Source organism: Solirubrobacter phytolaccae (assembly GCF_027587195.1).
Classification (GTDB): domain Bacteria; phylum Actinomycetota; class Thermoleophilia; order Solirubrobacterales; family Solirubrobacteraceae; genus Solirubrobacter; species Solirubrobacter phytolaccae.
Map to the genome: position 1 here is coordinate 26599 of NZ_JAPDDP010000071.1, position 16157 is coordinate 42755.

The following is a 16157-nucleotide window of genomic DNA, read 5'->3' on the forward strand; positions in this document are numbered from 1 at the left end:
TACCTGGGAGCTAGACGTCGAGGGTGGCGACGCGGGCGTTTTCCTCGATGAACTCGCGGCGTGGCTCGACCTTGTCGCCCATCAGCATCGTGAAGAGGCGGTCGGCCGCGGCGGCGTCGTCCATCGTGACCTGCGCGAGCGTCCGCGAGGTCGGGTTCATCGTGGTGTCGGCGAGCTGCTCGGCGTTCATCTCGCCGAGGCCCTTGAAGCGCTGCAGCTTGACGCCCTTGGCCGCCACGGTCATCACGGCGCGGCGCAGCTCCTCGAAGGAGGCGGCCTCGTCGGTCTCGTTGCCGAGCTTGACGCTGAACGGCGGTGCGCCGGCGAGCTTGAGCAGGTCGATGTGCACGCGCAGCAGCTGGCGGTACTCGTTGGCCGTGAACATCGACGTTCGCAGGCGATGCGTGCGGGCCAGGTTGGACCGGCGCTCCGTCGCCTTCACGCGGATGAGGTTCTCGTCCTGCGAGATGAGCTCGGTGAAGAACGGGTCGGTCTCGATGACCTCGCGGCCCAGCAGCTCGAGCAGCGCCTCGGGGGTGCGGATCTCGTTGTCGAGGATCTGCGACTCCTCCAGGAACTGCACGACCTCGTGGCCGTGCTCGGCCCTCAGCGCCGACGACCAGCCCTCGTACTGCTTGAGCAGGCGCGAGTAGCGCTGCCAGCGCACGTCCGTGAGCTTGAAGGCGCGGCCCTCGTTGTCGGCGATCTCGAACTTCTCGAGCTTGTCGTTGAGCAGGATCGCCTCCAGCTCGGAGTCCTTCTCGATGTAGCGGTCCTGCTTGCCCTGCGTGACCTTGTACAGCGGCGGCTTGGCGATGTAGATGTGGCCGGCCTCGACCAGATCCTGCATCTCACGGAACAGCAGCGTGAGGATGAGCGTCCGGATGTGGGCGCCATCGACGTCGGCGTCCGTCATCAGGATGATCTTGTGGTACCGGAGCTTGCTGATGTCGAACTCGTCACGCACGCCGGTGCCGAACGCGGTGATCATCGCCTGGATCTCCGTGTTCTGGAGGACCTTGTCGATGCGCGCCTTCTCGACGTTGAGGATCTTGCCGCGCAGCGGGAGGACGGCCTGCGTGGAGCGGTCTCGCCCCTGCTTGGCCGAGCCGCCGGCGGAGTCGCCCTCCACGATGAAGAGCTCGGCGATCTCCGGCTCCTTGACCATGCAGTCGGCGAGCTTGCCCGGGAGGCCCATGCCGCCCAGCGCGGACTTGCGGACGGACTCGCGGGCCTTGCGGGCCGCGGCGCGAGCGCGGGAGGCGTCGACGGCCTTGCGGACGATCCGGTCGGCTTCCTTCGGGTTCTCCTCGAGGAACTCGGCCAGCTTCGCGTTCACGACGGAGGCGACGAAGCCCTGCATGCCCGGGTTGCCGAGCTTGGTCTTCGTCTGGCCCTCGAACTGCGGCTCCTCGAGCTTGGCCGAGATGACCGCGGCCAGGCCCTCGCGGATGTCCTCGCCCTCGAGCGCCTTGTCCTTGTCCTTGAGCAGGCCGGAGCTGCGCGCGTAGCGGTTCAGCGTGCCGGTGAGCGCGGAGCGGAAGCCCGACAGGTGCGAGCCGCCCTCATGGGTGTTGATGTTGTTCGCGAACGAGAACACCGACTCCTGGTAGGTGCCGTTCCACTGGAGCGCGACCTCGACGGCGCCGTTGCGGTCGTCCTCACCCTCGAAGAAGATGACCTTGCCCGCCGGGTCCTTGTTTTCGTTGATGTAGTGGACGAAGTCCTCGATGCCGCCCTCGGCGAAGAACTCGCGGCTCTTCTTCTCCTCGCCGCGCTCGTCCGTGATCGTGATCCGGAGGCCGCGGGTGAGGAAGGCGGTCTCGCGCAGGCGCTGCTCGAGGGTGCCGTAGTCCATCTCCAGCGTCTCGAAGACGTCGCCGTCGGGACGGAAGTGGATGGTGGTGCCGGTCTCCTCCGTCGCCTCGCCCTGCACGAGCTCCGCCTGCGGGAAGCCGCGGACGTAGGTCTGGCGCCAGGCGTAGCCGTCGCGCATGACGGTGACGTTGAGCTCGTCCGACAGCGCGTTGACGACGGACACACCCACGCCGTGCAGACCGCCGGAGACCTTGTAGCCGCCACCCTCGCCGAACTTGCCGCCGGCGTGCAGGACGGTGAGCACGACCTCGAGGGCGGACTTGCCCTCCTTCTCCATCTTCGCGACCGGGATGCCGCGCCCGTTGTCCGTGACGGTGACGGAGTTGTCCGGGTGGATGGTGACCGTGACCGTGTCGCAGTAGCCGGCCAGCGCCTCGTCGACCGAGTTGTCCACAACCTCATACACGAGGTGATGCAGACCACGGACACCGGTCGAGCCGATGTACATGCCCGGCCGCTTGCGAACGGCTTCGAGACCCTCCAGGACGGTGATGTCCTGGGCGTCGTAGCCGGGCTGCATATTGCCGTTCTGGGGATCGCCGGTGCTCAAGGGTCTCCTTCGTCCACACACAAGCGACGCCCCGGCCGGACAGTGCGTCCGAGGCCGGGGCGTGGCCAATCGTTGCGGCAAATATTAGCAGTCCACCGGGATCGAAATAACGACGCGCGCGCGTACCACACGATTCCGGTTTGTCAAGACTTAGGAGCGGTTCGCCTGAGCTTTGAGTCGGGTGATCGCGGGCTGCCCGAGCGCCGCGTTCAGACGCTCCACGACGAGCTCCGACATCAGCTGGAGCTCGTTCGCCTGGACCGAGCTGTCACACGCCACGACGAGCTCTCCGTCGCGTTCGTAGCGCGGTTCACACGTGTTCGCGAACGCCCCGGCGACCGCGGGCCAGTGGCGCTGGATCTTGGCCAGCAGCGTCGCCGGCTCGAGCCGATCGCCGACCACGTCGAGCGCGAACGAGATCGGGCGTGGGCTTCGCCGGCGCCTCACACCGGGAGCTCGGATCGAATCTCGCCGTCGACGATCTCGATGCGGGTCACGTCGGGCTCCTCCCCGCCGGGCACGTGCTCGAGCTCGGTGGTCGTGATCACAGCCTGCCCCTCGCGGCGCAGGAGGTCCACCAGACGGCCGCGGCGGGTCGCGTCCAGCTCCGACATCACGTCGTCGAGCAGGATCAGCGGAGCGGCCCCGTGCTCGGCGGCCAGCTCCTCGCGCTCGGCGAGCAGCAGCGCGAGCAGGCCGAGGCGCTGCTGACCGCGCGAGCCGTAGGACCGCAGCTCACGCCCTTCGCGCTTGAACCCGAGGTCGTCGCGGTGCGGCCCGTGGCCGGTGAAGCCGCGTTCGAGGTCGGAGTCCACGCGCTCGGCGAGCTCGGCGGCCAGCGCCTCCGCGGTGTCGGCCGACGACCGCGGCTTGAAGCGCAGCTCGACCACGCCCTCGAGGCCCAGCGCCTGTGCATGCTGTGCATAACGAGGGCGAAGCCTGTCGACGGTGGCGGCGCGATCGGCCATCAGCGCCACGCCGTGGCGGGCGAGCTCCGCGTCCCAGGCCGGCAGCGAGGCCCGTGACGCGCGGCCGGCGCGGATGCTGGCGAGCAGCGCGTTGCGCTGCGCCAGGGCGGCGCTATAGGAGCGACGCGTGCCCGCACGCGAGGGCCAGAGCGCCGCGACGACCTGGTCCAGGTGGGCGCGACGCAGCGCCGGGGCGCCGAGCACAAGCTCCAGCCGGTCGGGCAGGAAGACCGAGACGAGCGGCCGCGCGCCGGTGCCGACGAGGTTCTCCACCGGCGCGCCGTCGGCCTTCAGCCGCTTGGCCTCCCCGGGCTTGAAGCCGACCGTCACCTCGTGGCGGCCGAGCCCGTCCTCGCTCGTGAGCTCCAGCCGCGTCAGCTCCGCGCCGAAGCGGACGACCTCGCGCTCGTTCGACGTCCGGCACGAGCGGGCGGTGCAGGCGAAGTAGATCGCCTCCAGCAGGTTCGTCTTCCCGGCGCCGTTGCGGCCGGTGATGACGGTGAGTCCCGGGCCCAGCCGGACTTCCGCAGCGGTGTATGTGCGGAAGTCTCGGAGGCTAAGCCCGGTCAGGATCAAACGTTGAGGCGGATTGGCATCAGGAGGTACTGGAACCCGGCACCGTCATCGAGGAGGCCGGGGCGCAGCGGCGAGATGAGCTTGATGATCACGTCACCGTCGATGGCGTCCAGGCCGTCGCGCAGGAACTCCGGGTTGAACCCGATCTCCAGCGGCTCGCCGGCGAACGGGACGGGGATCGTCTCGCGCGCCTCGCCGACGTCCGGCGTGCGGGCCGACACCGTCAGCTCGCCCTCGGTGAACGCGAGCCGCAGCGGCGCGTTCTTCTGCGCCAGCAGCGAGATGCGCCGGACGACCTCGCCGACCTCGCCACCGGCAAGGCGCAGCTCGTGCTCGTACGTGTCGGGCAGCAGCTGGCGGTAGTTCGGAAACTGGCCGTCGATCAGCCGCGAGGACAGCACGATGCCGCCGGCCGCGAACACGACCTGGTTGGCGCGCACGGAGACGTTGAGGATCTCCGCGTTCTCGTGCTGGACGATGCGCGTGAGCTCCTGCAGCGCACGAGCCGGCACGTTGGCCTCGAAGCTGCCGGCCAGCGGCGCTTCGAGCTTGGTCTCCTTGACCGAGAGCCGGTAGGAGTCGGTCGCGACCATCCGCAGCTCGTCGCCCGCGGCCGAGACGAGGATGCCGGTGAGCACCGGGCGCGTCTCGTCGCGTGACGCCGAGCGGGCGACCATGTTCACGGTGCTGACGAACGCGGCGCCCGGAACCTCGACGACGTCGCCGTCGACCTCCGGGAACGGCGGGAAGTCCTCCAGCCGCAGCGTGCGGATGTGGAACGAGGCGGTGCCGCCGAGGATCTCGACGTCCTGCTCGACGGGCCGCAGCTCGAGCGAGACCTCCTTGCCGGGCAGGGCGCGGACGACGTCCACGACCAGGCGGGCCGGGAGCACCAGGGAGCCTTCGCGGACGACTTCGCCTTCGAGCGGCACGCGCAGGCCGATCTCCATGTCGGTCGCGCGCAGCTCGATCCCGTCCTTGGTGGCGAGGAGCTGAACGCCGGACAGCGCCTGGACGGCGCTGCGCGTGGATGCGGCGCGCGTGACCGTCTGCAGCTGGGCGAAAAGCGCGTCGCGCCGGGTGGTGATCTTCATTCGGCTGCCGCCTTACGCGTCGAGATCGGGTGATGAATCAGTTCAGTGGTCATCGAGGCTGTTCAGTGTGTGCACAAGCCTGACGAAGCCCGCTCCAGAGCGGACGTGGCCTGTGCATGAACTGTCGAAGTCTGTCAGGAGTGCCGGACCGCATCAGTGACCACCCAGTGACCGGAGCAGGTTGTGCACAGCCTCGTAGGCCTCGCGGTCGGACGCCATCCGCTCCGTGGTGCGGCGGCAGGCGTGCAGGACGGTGGTGTGGTTGCGGTTCCCGAACGCGCGTCCGATCGTCGGCAGCGTGGCGCCGGTCAGCTCGCGCGCGAGGTACATGGCGACCTGGCGGGCGAGTGCGGCGGGCTGGGTCCGGCTCGAGGAGAGCAGGGCGTCCATCGAGACGCCGAACGCCTCACACGCCTGTTCCTGGATCTCCTGGATGGTCGGGATCGCCTTCTTCTTGGTCAGCTCGGGGTAGAGGCCCGCGAGAACCTCGCGGGCGAGCTCGGCGGTGACCGGCCGGCCTGTGAGCGAGCCGAAGGCGACCACGCGGATGAGCGCGCCCTCGAGCGCGCGGATGTTCGCGTCCACGCGGTCGGCGATCAGGTCCAGCGCGGCCGGGTCGACCTCGCCGACGTCATCCTGCGCGACCCGCTTGCGCAGGATCGTCAGGCGCGTGGCGTGGTCGGCCGGCCGGACGTCGCACACGAGCCCGGCCTCGAAGCGCTCGCGCAGCCGGTCCTCGAGCGCGTCCATATCGCGCGGGAGCCGGTCGGAGGTGAGGACGAGCTGGGCGCCGGCCTGGTGCAGGACGTTGAAGGTGTGGAAGAACTCCTGCTCGGTCTTCGCCTTCTGGGCCAGGAACTGGACGTCGTCGACGAGCAGGACGTCGACGCCGCGGTACGCGCCTTTGAAGGCCTCCATGTCCCCGCCCTGGATCGCGGCGACGAAGTGGTCGGTGAACGCCTCGGCCGTCGTGTAGCGGGCGGTCATGCCGCCGCCGTGGTCGTGGACGTAGTTCGCGATCGAGTGCAGCAGGTGGGTCTTGCCGAGGCCGGGTGGCCCGCAGATGAACAGCGGGTTGTAGGCGAGGCCCGGGGTCTCGGCCACGGCCAGGGCGGCCGCGTGCGCGAGCCGGTTGCTCTCGCCGATGACGAACTGGTCGAAGGTCAGGCGCGGGTTCAGCTGCTGCGACGCGGGCGCCTGCACGCGGGGGGTCGGGGCGGCCGGCGTCGCGGGCGGCGCCTCTTCGGGGTCGGCGATCCGGACCGTTGCCCCGGGCCCGAGCACGGTCTCCGCGCAGGCGGTGAGGACGCGGCCGAACCGGGTCTGCGCCCACGAGCGGACATCGTCGGGCGCCTCGAGGACGATCGTCGTCCCGTCGATCTCCCGGAAGCCCATGCGCTCGAGCCAGATGTGCCAGGTGGACTCGTTGACCGCCTTGCGGAGCTCACCGCGGAAGCGGTGCCAGACAGTGGCGGAGTCGAGGGCTGACACGGGCGCGGAAGAACCTCCTCGGCGGGACCGAGGACGGGGATGAGGCTGGAAAAGGGGGCCGCGAGACGGCCGGAGCGCGAACATAGCAAAGGGTCGGGAGCCCGATACGCCCCTTCCCCGGAGGGCTCCGCAAATCGCGCACGAATGTGAACGCGGACGTTGTCCACATCTGTCCGCAGCATGTGCATTGCCCTGTGCACGGGCTCGGCGTTGTATCCTTCTTCGCCGCCGCGCAGCGTGCTCGGCTCGGTGCTGCGCCGAGCCACGCGAACCATCCCGGCCCGCGGCTAAGGAGTCCACGAACTGTGAAGCGCACCTATCAGCCCAAGAAGCGCAAGCGCGCCCGCACCCACGGGTTTCGTCAGCGTATGAGCACCAAAGCGGGTCGCATCGTCCTGAAGCGACGTCGCGACAAGGGCCGCAAGCGGCTCAGCGTCAGCGACAAGTAGCCCAAGACCGTTGCGCGATCGCGCCCCCCGTCGCCGCAGGTTGTCCCGCAGCGCGGAGTTCGAGCGCGTCTATCGCCAGGGTCGTTCCAAGGGCAACCGCTTTCTCGTCCTCTACGCGTTCCCACGCGAGGAGGACGAGCGCCGTGAGGAGCAGGACGGGCCGCGTCTGGGCCTGTCCGTCTCCCGCAAGGTCGGCGGCGCCGTCGACCGCAACCGGGTCAAGCGCGTGCTGCGCGAGGCGTTCTGGCAAGAGGCCGAGCGGCTGCCGGCCACCTCGGACTACGTCGTCGTCGCGCGCCCGGACGCGAAGGACCTCGCCGAGCGTGAGGGCACCGAAGGTGTGCGCCTCCAGCTCGCGGAGCTCGTGGACGGCCTTGGCGGCACGTCCGCGTGAAGGTCCTGGCCCTCGGCCCGATTCGCTTCTACCAGCGGTTCATCTCGCCGGCGTTTCCACGCCGGTGCAAGTATCACCCCACTTGTTCGCAGTACGCGGTCCAAGCCATCCAGCGCTATGGCATCCTGAGGGGCGGCGCCCTCGCGGCGTGGCGTCTCCTGCGCTGCAACCCGTTTAGCCACGGCGGTTACGACCCCGTGCCCGTCCGTGACACCTCTCCCGTTAGCTAACTCGTGATCAACCTCTTCGCTGATGCCCACGGTGGCACGCCGATCATCCAACCGCTGATCGACTTCTTCCACTGGATCCTGCTCTTCATCCACGACGAGCTGATCGGTTCCTGGGGCTGGTCGATCATCGCCCTCACCGTGCTCGTGCGCGCGTGTCTTCTCCCGCTGACCTTCAAGCAGTTCCACTCGATGCAGCGCCTTGCGCACCTGCAGCCCGAGATGAAGAAGGTCCAGGAGAAGTTCAAGGGCGACAAGGAGCGCATGAACCAGGAGATGATGAAGTTCTACCGCGAGAACAAGGTGAATCCGTTCGCCTCGTGCCTGCCGATGCTGGCGCAGTTCCCGGTCTTCATCTCGCTGTACTACATGCTCCGCATCGATCTGCGGTACGACATCTGCCCGCAGATCAACAACGGCCGCGAGAGCCCGATCCCGTGTGGATCGGACGACGCGTCGCAGTTCCTGTTCATCAGCGACCTGACGGACAAGGCGACCGGCGGCACCCTCGCGATCCTGATCATCCTGTACGTCGGCTCGCAGCTGCTGTCCACGCTGCTGATGTCGACGACGACGGATCGCACGCAGCGCCTGATCTTCATGGCGCTGCCGTTCATCTTCGTCCTGTTCGTCATCCAGTTCCCGGCCGGCCTGCTGGTCTACTGGATCACGACGAACATCTGGACGATCGTGCAGCAGGCGATCATCAAGAAGCGCCTCGGCCCGATGCGTCCGCCGCTGGCCGAGGGCGAGAAGCCGCCGAGCCTGTTCGACAGCTTCAAGCAAGCGAGCCCGGCGACGGCCGCCGTGCCCGAGAAGAAGCCGAAGGTCCGCGGCGAGGAGCCCAGGGGCAAGACGGCCGGACCGCCGCCGAGATCACCGCGTAAGAAGAAGAAACGTTCTGGGAGGCGTCGATGAGCGATTCCGCCGATCGCGTGCGGGACCTGCTGGAGCACGTGAGCGATGCGCTCGCGCTGGATGCGGACGTCGTCATCGAGGAGGAGGGCCGGATCATCAAGGCCACGCTCGAAGGCGACGACCTCGGTCTGTTCATCGGCCGTCACGGCCAGACGATCGATGCCGTCCAGCACTTGGCGTTCAAGACCGCGACGCGGGATCAGCCGCCGTCCGCGGGTGTGCGCGTGGTCGTGGACGCCGCCGGCTACCGGGAGCGTCGCGAGCTCGCGCTGCAGCGGCAGGCCGATGAGGCCGCTGCCGAAGCGGTGCGCTCCGGCCGTCCGGTCGCGCTCGACGCCATGAGCGCGACGGAGCGCAAGGTCGTGCACGAGTACCTGAAGGACCGCGAGGACGTGGAGACCTACTCCGAGGGCGCTGAGCCCGATCGTCACCTCGTGGTTGCTCCGCTGGACAGCTAGTCCGCGTTTCACGTGAAACGTCTCGAGGAGGTCGCGCCGGCGCACGCCGTCGAGCCGCTGGCGCGGATCCTCGGGCTGCAGTCGGTCGACCCGACCGCGTCGACCACGGTCCGTGACCCGGCCGAGGCGGTCGGCCGACACGTTGCCGACTCGCTCTCCGCGCTGCCGTTGCCCGCGGTGAGAGGCGCCCGGCGGATCGCGGACCTTGGCTCCGGCGCCGGCTGGCCCGGTCTCGCCCTGGCCGCCGCCCTGCCCGACGCCCACGTGTGGCTCGTCGAGAGCGCGATCCGCCACTGCCGGTACCTGGAGCGGGCCGTCGAGATCAGCGAGCTCACGAACGTGAGCGTCGTGCATGCCCGGATCGAGGAATGGAGCGGCGAGCACGACCTCGTGACGGCTCGCGCGCTGGCCGCGCTGCCGGTGCTCGTCGAGTACGCCGCGCCGCTGCTGGAGCTCGATGGACACTTCGTCGCGTGGAAGGGCGCCGTGTCCGAGGAGGAGGCGGCCGCCGGCGCGCTGGCCGCGGACATCGTGGGCCTCGAGTTGGTCGAGCGCGTTGCCGTAGCCCCGTACGCGGGCGCGCGGGACCTTGCCCTGCACGTCTTCCGCAAGATCGCTGTCACGCCCGATCGCTTCCCGCGGCGGGCCGGCATGGCGACCAAGCGTCCGCTGGCCTGAGCTCCGCGCAAATAGCGCGTTTCACGTGAAACGCTCGGCGGGGTGTTTCACGTGAAACACGCGGGTCCGACCGAACCCGCCGCTAGCTTCGGAGTCCGCATGGGCACCATCTACGCGATCGCGAATCAGAAGGGCGGGGTCGGCAAGACGACCACCGCGGTGAACGTCGCCGCGTGCATCGCCGCCGCCGGCTACGAGACGCTCGTCGTGGACGTCGATCCGCAGGGCAACGCCACCGTGGGCTTGGGCGTCGCCCGAGAGGGCGTGGGGGTCTATGACGTCCTCGGAGGGGACGTTTCCGCCCGGGAAGCCGTCCGCGCGACGGACATCGAGCGGCTCTCCATCCTGGTCTCGACGCCCGACCTCGCCGGCGCGACCATGGAGCTGCCGCGGCTCCCCGGGTCCGAGCGCCGCCTGCGTGAGGCGCTCGAGCCGCTCCGCGAGGACTACGCGTTCATCCTCCTGGACTGCCCGCCGTCCCTCGGGCCGTTGACCGTCAACGCCCTGGTCGCTGCCGAGCGGGTCATCGTCCCGGTTCAGACGGAGTACTTCGCGCTGGAGGGCCTCGCCGGCCTGCTGGACACGCTGTCGCTGATCCAGCGCGACCTGAACCCGCGCCTGACGGTCGCGGGGATGCTCCTGACGATGCACGACGCGCGCACGAAGCTGGCCCAGGATGTCGAGCGCGAGGTCCGCGCCCACTTCCCGGCGCTCGTGTTCGACACCGTCATCCCGCGGAACGTCCGCCTGGGCGAGGCGCCGAGCTACGGCATCCCCGTCATCCATCACGATCCGCACTGCTCCGGGGCCGAGGCCTACTTCGAGCTCGCCAAGGAGGTGGCCGCGCGTGGCTGAGCGTCCCCGCGGCATGGGTCGCGGCCTCGCCGCGATTCTCGCCCCCACCGAAGGTGTCGCGCCGGCGGCGGAGCTGCGTCAGCTCCCGGTCGACCTGATCGCGCCGAACCCGCGCCAGCCGCGGCAGGTGTTCGACGAGGCGGCACTCCTGGGCCTCTCGGAGTCGGTCAAGGAGCGCGGCGTCCTCCAGCCCGTCCTCGTCCGGCCCTGTCCGGGTGGCTCCTACGAGCTCATCGCGGGTGAGCGCCGGTGGCGCGCCGCCCAGCTCGCCGGCCTGGAGGTCGTTCCGGCCGTCGTCCAGCCGCACGAGGACCGTGAGTCGCTCGAGATCGCCCTGATCGAGAACATGGCCCGCGAGGACCTCAACCCGATCGAAGAGGCCCGCGCCTGCTCGCTGCTCGTGGACGAGCTCGGCCTCACCCGGGAGGAGGTCGGCCGCCGCGTCGGCCGCTCTCGCGTCGCCGTCTCGAACCTCCTGCGCATCCTGGACCTCCCGGACGAGGTCCTGGACATGCTCATCGAGGGTCGGCTCACCGAGGGCCACGGGCGCGCGCTCCTGATGGCGCCCGATCACGGCGACCGCCGCCGGCTCGCCCGTAGCGCCGCCGACGAGGAATGGACGGTCCGCGAGACCGAGGCCCGCGCGCGGGAGACCACACGCCCGGCTGAGCCCGTAAAGGCCGGCCGTGAGCTGCATCCGGACCAGGAGGAGGCCGCATCCCGGATCGGCGACGTCTTCCTACGGGCGTTCGGCGCCGACGTGAAGGTCAAGCCGCGAGGTGCGGGCTACACCGTGGCTCTGACCTTCGAGTCCCTGGACGAAGCTCTGGAACTCGCGTCACGATTCGACCGCGCATAAGGCCTCAGGGTCGCTATCATGCCGCCTCGCGGGCGATTAGCTCAGTCGGTTAGAGCGCTTCTCTGATAAGGAAGAGGTCCCAGGTTCGAATCCTGGATCGCCCACTCGCAAGGCCACCCCACGGGTGGCCTTTCTCGTGCTTGGGGTGCGTATGCGTTTCGCCTGGATCGACGAGCGGCCGTTCAACTACGAGGGACCGAACGGGCTCACAGGCTGTGACGTCGAGCTGGCCAAGGCGGCCTTCGCCGCCGCGGGGTTCACGTTCGAGCCGGTGCACACGACGTTCCAGGAGCTGCTGCCCGGGCTGCTCGATGGTCGGTGGGACGTCACGACCGGGATGTTCATCACCGACGAGCGCCAGACGCAAGCGCGGTTCACGCGTCCGATCTGGACGCTGCGCGACGGTCTGCTCGTCCGCCGTGAGTGCGTGGAGGTCGACGGCTGCGCGGCGCTCGCCCGTGAAGGGCTCACGCTCGCCGTCCTTGGCGGCCAGGTCCAGGCCGACCACGCGCGGCGGCTTGGCGTCGCTCCTGGCGCGCTCGTGGAGTTCGACACCTACCCCGACGCGGCCGCGGCCGTGCTGGACGGCCGCGTCGACGCGTACGCCAGCGTGGCGCTCGCGCATCGGCAGCACCTCTCGCTGCTTGGCGGCGAGTTGCGGTGCGTGACGGTCCCCGACGGCGAGGTCCCGCCGGCGCTCGGTGCCTTCGCCTGCGCCTCTGACGAGGTTCGCGCCGCGCTCGACGGCCCGCTCGAAGGGCTCCTCGGACCCGGAGTCCCGGGCGAGCCTGCGGCATGATCGGTGGATGGAGCTGCGTGGGATCTCGTACGCCACGGACGCCGGTGGCGACACGGCCCGCGATCTCGGCGTCATCCGCGAGGAGCTGCACTGCACCGCGGTGCTGCTCTACGGGTCCGATCTCGAGCGGCTGAGTGAGGCGGCGCGGCGCGCGCTCGACGTCGGGCTCGACGTGTGGTTCCAGCCGCGGCTCGCCGACCGGCCACGCCGCGCGCTGCTCAGGCATCTCGCTCGCGCCGCTGAGGACGCGGAACGGCTCCGGGTCGAGCATCCCGGCCGCGTGGTGCTCGTCGCCGGCTGCGAGTTCTCGCTGTTCACGCGCGGGATGATCCCCGGCCCACACACGATGATCCGGCTGCGCATGCTGCGGTTCATGCCGCGGCTGCGGCCACGGGTCACACGGAAGCTGAACGCGTTGCTGGCTCGGGTGGAGCCGCTCGTGCGGGCGCGGTTCAACGGGCCGGTGACGTACGCGGCGGCGTTCTGGGAGGACGTGGACTGGTCTCGGTTCGACCTGGTCGGCCTGAACCTCTACCGGATGGGCTGGAACGCAGCTGTCTACGAGGACACGGTGCAGGCGCAAGTCGGGGACAAGCCGGTCGTGATCACCGAGTTCGGGTGCTGCGCGCACGTCGGCGGCGAGCTTTCCGGACCAGGCGGGTTCATGATCGTCAGGTGGCTCGGGTCGCAGCCGTCGATCCGGCCCGGACACGTGCGCGACGAGCAGGTGCAGGCCCGGTACCTCGAGGAGTGCGTGGAGGTCTACGAGCGCGCCGGCGTCCACGGGGCGTTCGCGTTCACGTTCGCGATGCCGGACTTCCCGCACCGGCCCGACGACCCGGAGCACGATCTGGACATGGCGGGCTTCGGGGTCGTGAAGGTCGCGCCGGACGATCCCTCGCGATGGGCGCGAAAGGCCGCATTCCACGCTCTGGAGCGGAAATTCGGTACGTGAGAAGTCTCTAATCGGTTCCTCACGGTCGGCTTACGGCGCGAGGGGATTCTCCTCTCACACCGTCAAACCACCCACGGGAGGAACCCCATGGCTCACCGGTCTTTCAAGGCCATCACCGCCGCGGCGCGCATCTCCAGCGCCAACTCGGACTCCAACAGCAACACCGGCCGTCGCCGCAAGAAGGTCCGGCGTCGCCGGCGTCGCCGCAACCGCTCGAACACCTAAGCACCGACCGTGCGCCTGCTCGACCGCCTCAGCGCCGCGCTCGCGCCGGCCGCGGACGACGACCAGTTGGTCGCCGCCGCGCCGGCGCAGCGGGTGCGCGGGATCGTCCGCCGCTTCTGGCCGCTCGCTCGCCCCTTTCGGCGCAAGTGGATGGCCGGCCTGGTGCTGGCCGCGTTGCTGCCGGCGGTGGAGGCGGTCGAGATCTGGCTCTTCAAGTCCGTCGTCGACGGGGTCCTCGTCCCGGCGGACCTCGGCGCCCTGTGGCCGCTCGCCGCCGCCATGGCGGGGCTCGCGCTGATCGGCGCCCTGCTCTCGTTCGGCGACGAGTACATCGCCACCTGGGTGGGGGAGCGGTTCACGCTCGCGATGCGCGGCCGCGTGTTCGCGCACCTGCAGTCCCTCGAGCCCGACGCGCTCGACAAACGCCGCCACGGGGACGTCCTGTCCCGCCTGACCGGTGATCTCCACGCGATCGAGACGCTGCTGCTGTCCGCGCTCGCCGAGGCCGTGCAGGCCGCGGCGCGGCTCTTCTTCTTCGTCGGCGCGCTCTTCCTGCTCTCGTGGAAGCTCGCGCTCGCGTCGCTGATCGTGATCCCGCCGCTCTATTGGGCCGCGCGCCGCTTCGGGCGACTCGCGCGCCGTGCCGCACGGGAACGCCGACGGCGCTCCGGGACGGTCGGCGCCGTGCTCGAGGAGGCGCTCGCCAACACTGCGCTCGTCCAGACCGCCAATACGCAGGCTCGCGAACAGGCGCGGCTACGGCGCGAGAACGAGGGCGCCATGGAGGCCGAGCTGGCCGGCACGCGCATCGCCGGGCTCTTCGCGCCCGTGATCGACCTGATCGAGCTCTTCGGCGCGATCCTCATCCTCGCGCTCGGCACCTGGGCGCTGAGCTCCGGCGACCTGACCCTCGGCGGCCTGCTCGCGTTCCTCGCCTATCTCTCCCAGCTCTACCGCCCGCTCCGGGACCTCTCACGGCTCTACCAGCAGGTCTTCGAGGCCACCGCGGGCGCCGAGCGCGTCATGGAGCTGCTCGACACGCCCCCGAGCGTCACCGAGCGCCAGGGCGCGCGTGAGCTGTCGCGCGCCCGTGGGCGGCTGGAGCTGCGCGGCGTGCACTTCACCTACGATCGCCAGGCGCTCGCCGGCGTGAGCCTCACGGTGGCGCCGGGGCGCTGCATCGCGCTCACCGGGGCGAGCGGCGCGGGCAAGTCCACCGTCGCCAAGCTGGCGGTGCGCTTCCTGGACCCGGACGCCGGCACGGTCCACCTCGACGGGCATGACGTCCGCGACCTCACGCTCGAGTCCTTGCGTCGCAACGTCGCGCTGCTGCTGCAGGACGCGCCGCTGATCGACGGCACGATCGGCGACAACGTCGCGTACGGGAACGACGCGAGCGAGGCCGACGTCCGGCGCGCGCTCGCCGCGATCGGGCTGGACCTGCCGCCCGACACGCCCGTCGGGCAACGGGGCCGCGCGCTCTCCGGCGGCCAGCGCCGCCGCGTCGCGATGGCGCGCGCGCTGCTGCAGGACGCGCCCGTCCTGATTCTCGACGAGCCGACTGCCGGGCTGGACCCGGAGGCGGCCCGCGCGCTCGTCGGCCCGCTGCGCGAGCTGGCGCGCGACCGGGCGACCTTGATGATCACCCACGACCGCGAGCTGGCGGCCGCCGCCGACGAGGTCGTCGTCCTGGATGGAGGCCGGCTCGCATGACGGGCTACGCGACGATCGCGCACCTGAACCGCTCGAACCGCTACGACACCTACGAGGTGTGGAGCGCCGAGCGCCTGTGCTCGTGCGTGGCCAAACGCCCGCGCGCCGACGCGCCGAAGAAGACCGCCGGTGAGCTGCGGCTCGAGGGCGAGCGGCTGGTGGCGCTCTGCCACCCGCACATCGTGCGCGGCTACGAGGTGCTCGAGGAGGGCCCGACCGTGATCATGGAGACCCTCGACGGCGAGACCCTCGCGCACCTGATCGCGGCCCAGACGCTGGAGGCGGACGAGGTCGCGTGGCTCGGGCTCCAGCTCGCCTCCGCGCTCGAGTACCTGCATCGCCAGGGCCTCCTGCACCTCGACGTCAAGCCCGGGAACGTGATCGCCACCGGCGGGCGCGCCGTGCTGATCGACCTGTCGCTCGCCCGCGAGCCCGGCCGCTACAAGCGCGGCCTCGGCACCTGGTGCCACCTCTCGCCCGAGCAGGCCCGCGGGGACGCACTGACGACGGCTGCGGACGTCTGGGGGCTCGGCACGGTGCTGCTGGAGGCTGTGACCGGGCGGCCGGCCTTCGAGCAGGAGGAGCCCGAGTTCCCGCAGCTCGTCCACGCGCCGCCCCGCGCGGAAGGACCGCTCGGCGACGTGATCGCCGCCTGCCTGGCCTTCGAACCGCACGCTCGCCCGTCCCTGACCGAAGTCGCCGCCGCGCTGCGTCCGCACGCGCCCGGCGCCCGACCCTGGAGCGACTGACCCATGCGCCGCTACGCCCTGACGATCGCCGGCTGCCTGATCGTGCTCGGAGGTGCGCTCGCGTTGATCGGCGGCGCGCGCGGGTCCAGCACGCCCGCCCCGATCCAGCTGCGGGCGACGGTCACCTCGACCCCGACCCCGACCGCCTCGCCCACCGCCTCGCCCAGCCCGACGCCCACCCGCGAGGCGAGGGAGCGGCGGGAGCGATCGCGTGAGCGCCCCCGCCGGACCGCGACGCCCGCGCCGAGGACGGCGGCGCCGAGCCGGGCGACGACACCCGCGCCCACCGCGGCGCCCCGTCGGACCGCGGCCCCGCAGCGG

Annotated in this window: 19 protein-coding genes and 1 tRNA gene; 14 read left to right on the forward strand and 6 right to left on the reverse strand. The window is 70.5% G+C overall.

Features of this window, described 5'->3' with window-relative positions:
- Nucleotides 1-10 precede the first annotated feature (10 nt).
- The 5 genes from gyrB to dnaA all read right to left on the reverse strand — a co-directional run bounded on the left by gyrB (nucleotide 11) and on the right by dnaA (nucleotide 6557).
- Nucleotides 11-2398 carry a DNA topoisomerase (ATP-hydrolyzing) subunit B gene (gene gyrB / locus OJ997_RS28275; protein ID WP_270028676.1) on the reverse strand — a complete coding sequence of 796 codons (2388 nt, stop codon included), beginning with the start codon at nucleotides 2396-2398 and terminating at the stop codon, nucleotides 11-13.
- Between the two features lie 180 nt (nucleotides 2399-2578).
- Nucleotides 2579-2875: a DciA family protein gene (locus tag OJ997_RS28280; protein WP_270028678.1), complete on the reverse strand. Its 297-nt coding sequence runs from the start codon at nucleotides 2873-2875 to the stop codon at nucleotides 2579-2581.
- On the reverse strand, nucleotides 2872-3972 hold the full coding sequence (gene recF, locus OJ997_RS28285; protein ID WP_270028679.1) for a DNA replication/repair protein RecF: 1101 nt from the start codon (nucleotides 3970-3972) through the stop codon (nucleotides 2872-2874). Before recF ends, OJ997_RS28280 begins: the two co-directional genes overlap by 4 nt.
- Nucleotides 3969-5066: a DNA polymerase III subunit beta gene (dnaN, locus tag OJ997_RS28290; protein WP_270028680.1), complete on the reverse strand. Its 1098-nt coding sequence runs from the start codon at nucleotides 5064-5066 to the stop codon at nucleotides 3969-3971. The genes recF and dnaN overlap by 4 nt, the downstream gene beginning before the upstream one ends.
- A 153-nt stretch (nucleotides 5067-5219) precedes the next feature.
- A complete protein-coding gene (gene dnaA, locus OJ997_RS28295; protein ID WP_270028681.1) occupies nucleotides 5220-6557 on the reverse strand; it encodes a chromosomal replication initiator protein DnaA in 1338 nt (445 codons plus the stop codon).
- A 305-nt stretch (nucleotides 6558-6862) separates the two neighbouring features.
- Here dnaA and rpmH point away from each other — a divergent pair, with 305 nt between their 5' ends.
- From rpmH to OJ997_RS28365, 14 genes are all read left to right on the forward strand, one after another.
- Nucleotides 6863-7006 carry a 50S ribosomal protein L34 gene (rpmH, locus tag OJ997_RS28300; protein WP_270028682.1) on the forward strand — a complete coding sequence of 48 codons (144 nt, stop codon included), beginning with the start codon at nucleotides 6863-6865 and terminating at the stop codon, nucleotides 7004-7006.
- Nucleotides 7007-7016: 10 nt separating this feature from the next.
- Nucleotides 7017-7400 carry a ribonuclease P protein component gene (rnpA, locus tag OJ997_RS28305; RefSeq protein WP_270028683.1) on the forward strand — a complete coding sequence of 128 codons (384 nt, stop codon included), beginning with the start codon at nucleotides 7017-7019 and terminating at the stop codon, nucleotides 7398-7400.
- Complete coding sequence (gene yidD / locus OJ997_RS28310; RefSeq protein ID WP_270028684.1) at nucleotides 7397-7630, forward strand: membrane protein insertion efficiency factor YidD; 234 nt, start codon at nucleotides 7397-7399, stop codon at nucleotides 7628-7630. The genes rnpA and yidD overlap by 4 nt, the downstream gene beginning before the upstream one ends.
- Before the next feature lie 3 nt (nucleotides 7631-7633).
- Nucleotides 7634-8545 carry a YidC/Oxa1 family membrane protein insertase gene (locus OJ997_RS28315; protein ID WP_270028685.1) on the forward strand — a complete coding sequence of 304 codons (912 nt, stop codon included), beginning with the start codon at nucleotides 7634-7636 and terminating at the stop codon, nucleotides 8543-8545.
- Nucleotides 8542-9003 carry a Jag family protein gene (locus tag OJ997_RS28320; protein WP_270028686.1) on the forward strand — a complete coding sequence of 154 codons (462 nt, stop codon included), beginning with the start codon at nucleotides 8542-8544 and terminating at the stop codon, nucleotides 9001-9003. Before OJ997_RS28315 ends, OJ997_RS28320 begins: the two co-directional genes overlap by 4 nt.
- A 12-nt stretch (nucleotides 9004-9015) precedes the next feature.
- Nucleotides 9016-9681 carry a 16S rRNA (guanine(527)-N(7))-methyltransferase RsmG gene (gene rsmG / locus OJ997_RS28325; protein WP_270028688.1) on the forward strand — a complete coding sequence of 222 codons (666 nt, stop codon included), beginning with the start codon at nucleotides 9016-9018 and terminating at the stop codon, nucleotides 9679-9681.
- Nucleotides 9682-9780: 99 nt separating this feature from the next.
- Nucleotides 9781-10536, forward strand: coding sequence for a ParA family protein (locus OJ997_RS28330; protein ID WP_270028689.1), 756 nt, complete (start codon nucleotides 9781-9783; stop codon nucleotides 10534-10536).
- Entirely contained in the window at nucleotides 10529-11395 is an 867-nt protein-coding gene (locus OJ997_RS28335) for a ParB/RepB/Spo0J family partition protein (protein WP_270028691.1), read from the forward strand. The genes OJ997_RS28330 and OJ997_RS28335 overlap by 8 nt, the downstream gene beginning before the upstream one ends.
- Nucleotides 11396-11425: 30 nt before the next feature.
- Nucleotides 11426-11499 (forward strand) — tRNA-Ile (locus OJ997_RS28340).
- A 47-nt stretch (nucleotides 11500-11546) separates the two neighbouring features.
- Complete coding sequence (locus OJ997_RS28345; RefSeq protein ID WP_270028692.1) at nucleotides 11547-12194, forward strand: transporter substrate-binding domain-containing protein; 648 nt, start codon at nucleotides 11547-11549, stop codon at nucleotides 12192-12194.
- 7 nt (nucleotides 12195-12201) lie between these two features.
- Nucleotides 12202-13149, forward strand: coding sequence for a glycoside hydrolase family 113 protein (locus tag OJ997_RS28350; protein ID WP_270028693.1), 948 nt, complete (start codon nucleotides 12202-12204; stop codon nucleotides 13147-13149).
- A gap of 87 nt (nucleotides 13150-13236) precedes the next feature.
- A complete protein-coding gene (locus OJ997_RS28355) occupies nucleotides 13237-13374 on the forward strand; it encodes a hypothetical protein (RefSeq protein ID WP_270028694.1) in 138 nt (45 codons plus the stop codon).
- Nucleotides 13375-13383: 9 nt separating this feature from the next.
- Complete coding sequence (locus OJ997_RS28360; RefSeq protein ID WP_270028695.1) at nucleotides 13384-15087, forward strand: ABC transporter ATP-binding protein; 1704 nt, start codon at nucleotides 13384-13386, stop codon at nucleotides 15085-15087.
- The gene (locus OJ997_RS28365; protein WP_270028696.1) at nucleotides 15084-15836 is read left to right on the forward strand and encodes a serine/threonine-protein kinase; all 753 of its coding nucleotides are present in this window, start codon (nucleotides 15084-15086) and stop codon (nucleotides 15834-15836) included. The genes OJ997_RS28360 and OJ997_RS28365 overlap by 4 nt, the downstream gene beginning before the upstream one ends.
- Nucleotides 15837-15847: 11 nt before the next feature.
- On the opposite strand, the gene OJ997_RS28370 is transcribed toward OJ997_RS28365, so the two are convergent.
- Nucleotides 15848-16157: hypothetical protein (locus OJ997_RS28370; RefSeq protein WP_270028698.1), on the reverse strand; the 310-nt coding region annotated here is incomplete at its 5' end.

Excerpts from the sequence above, each read along its gene's own strand:
- gyrB (WP_270028676.1), bottom strand. The coding sequence starts at position 2,398 with ATGCAGCCCGGCTACGACGCCCAGGACATCACCGTCCTGGAGGGTCTC.
- dnaN (WP_270028680.1), bottom strand. The coding sequence starts at position 5,066 with ATGAAGATCACCACCCGGCGCGACGCGCTTTTCGCCCAGCTGCAGACG.
- OJ997_RS28320 (WP_270028686.1), top strand. The coding sequence starts at position 8,542 with ATGAGCGATTCCGCCGATCGCGTGCGGGACCTGCTGGAGCACGTGAGC.
- OJ997_RS28330 (WP_270028689.1), top strand. The coding sequence starts at position 9,781 with ATGGGCACCATCTACGCGATCGCGAATCAGAAGGGCGGGGTCGGCAAG.
- OJ997_RS28345 (WP_270028692.1), top strand. The coding sequence starts at position 11,547 with ATGCGTTTCGCCTGGATCGACGAGCGGCCGTTCAACTACGAGGGACCG.
- OJ997_RS28350 (WP_270028693.1), top strand. The coding sequence starts at position 12,202 with ATGGAGCTGCGTGGGATCTCGTACGCCACGGACGCCGGTGGCGACACG.
- OJ997_RS28355 (WP_270028694.1), top strand. The coding sequence starts at position 13,237 with ATGGCTCACCGGTCTTTCAAGGCCATCACCGCCGCGGCGCGCATCTCC.
- OJ997_RS28365 (WP_270028696.1), top strand. The coding sequence starts at position 15,084 with ATGACGGGCTACGCGACGATCGCGCACCTGAACCGCTCGAACCGCTAC.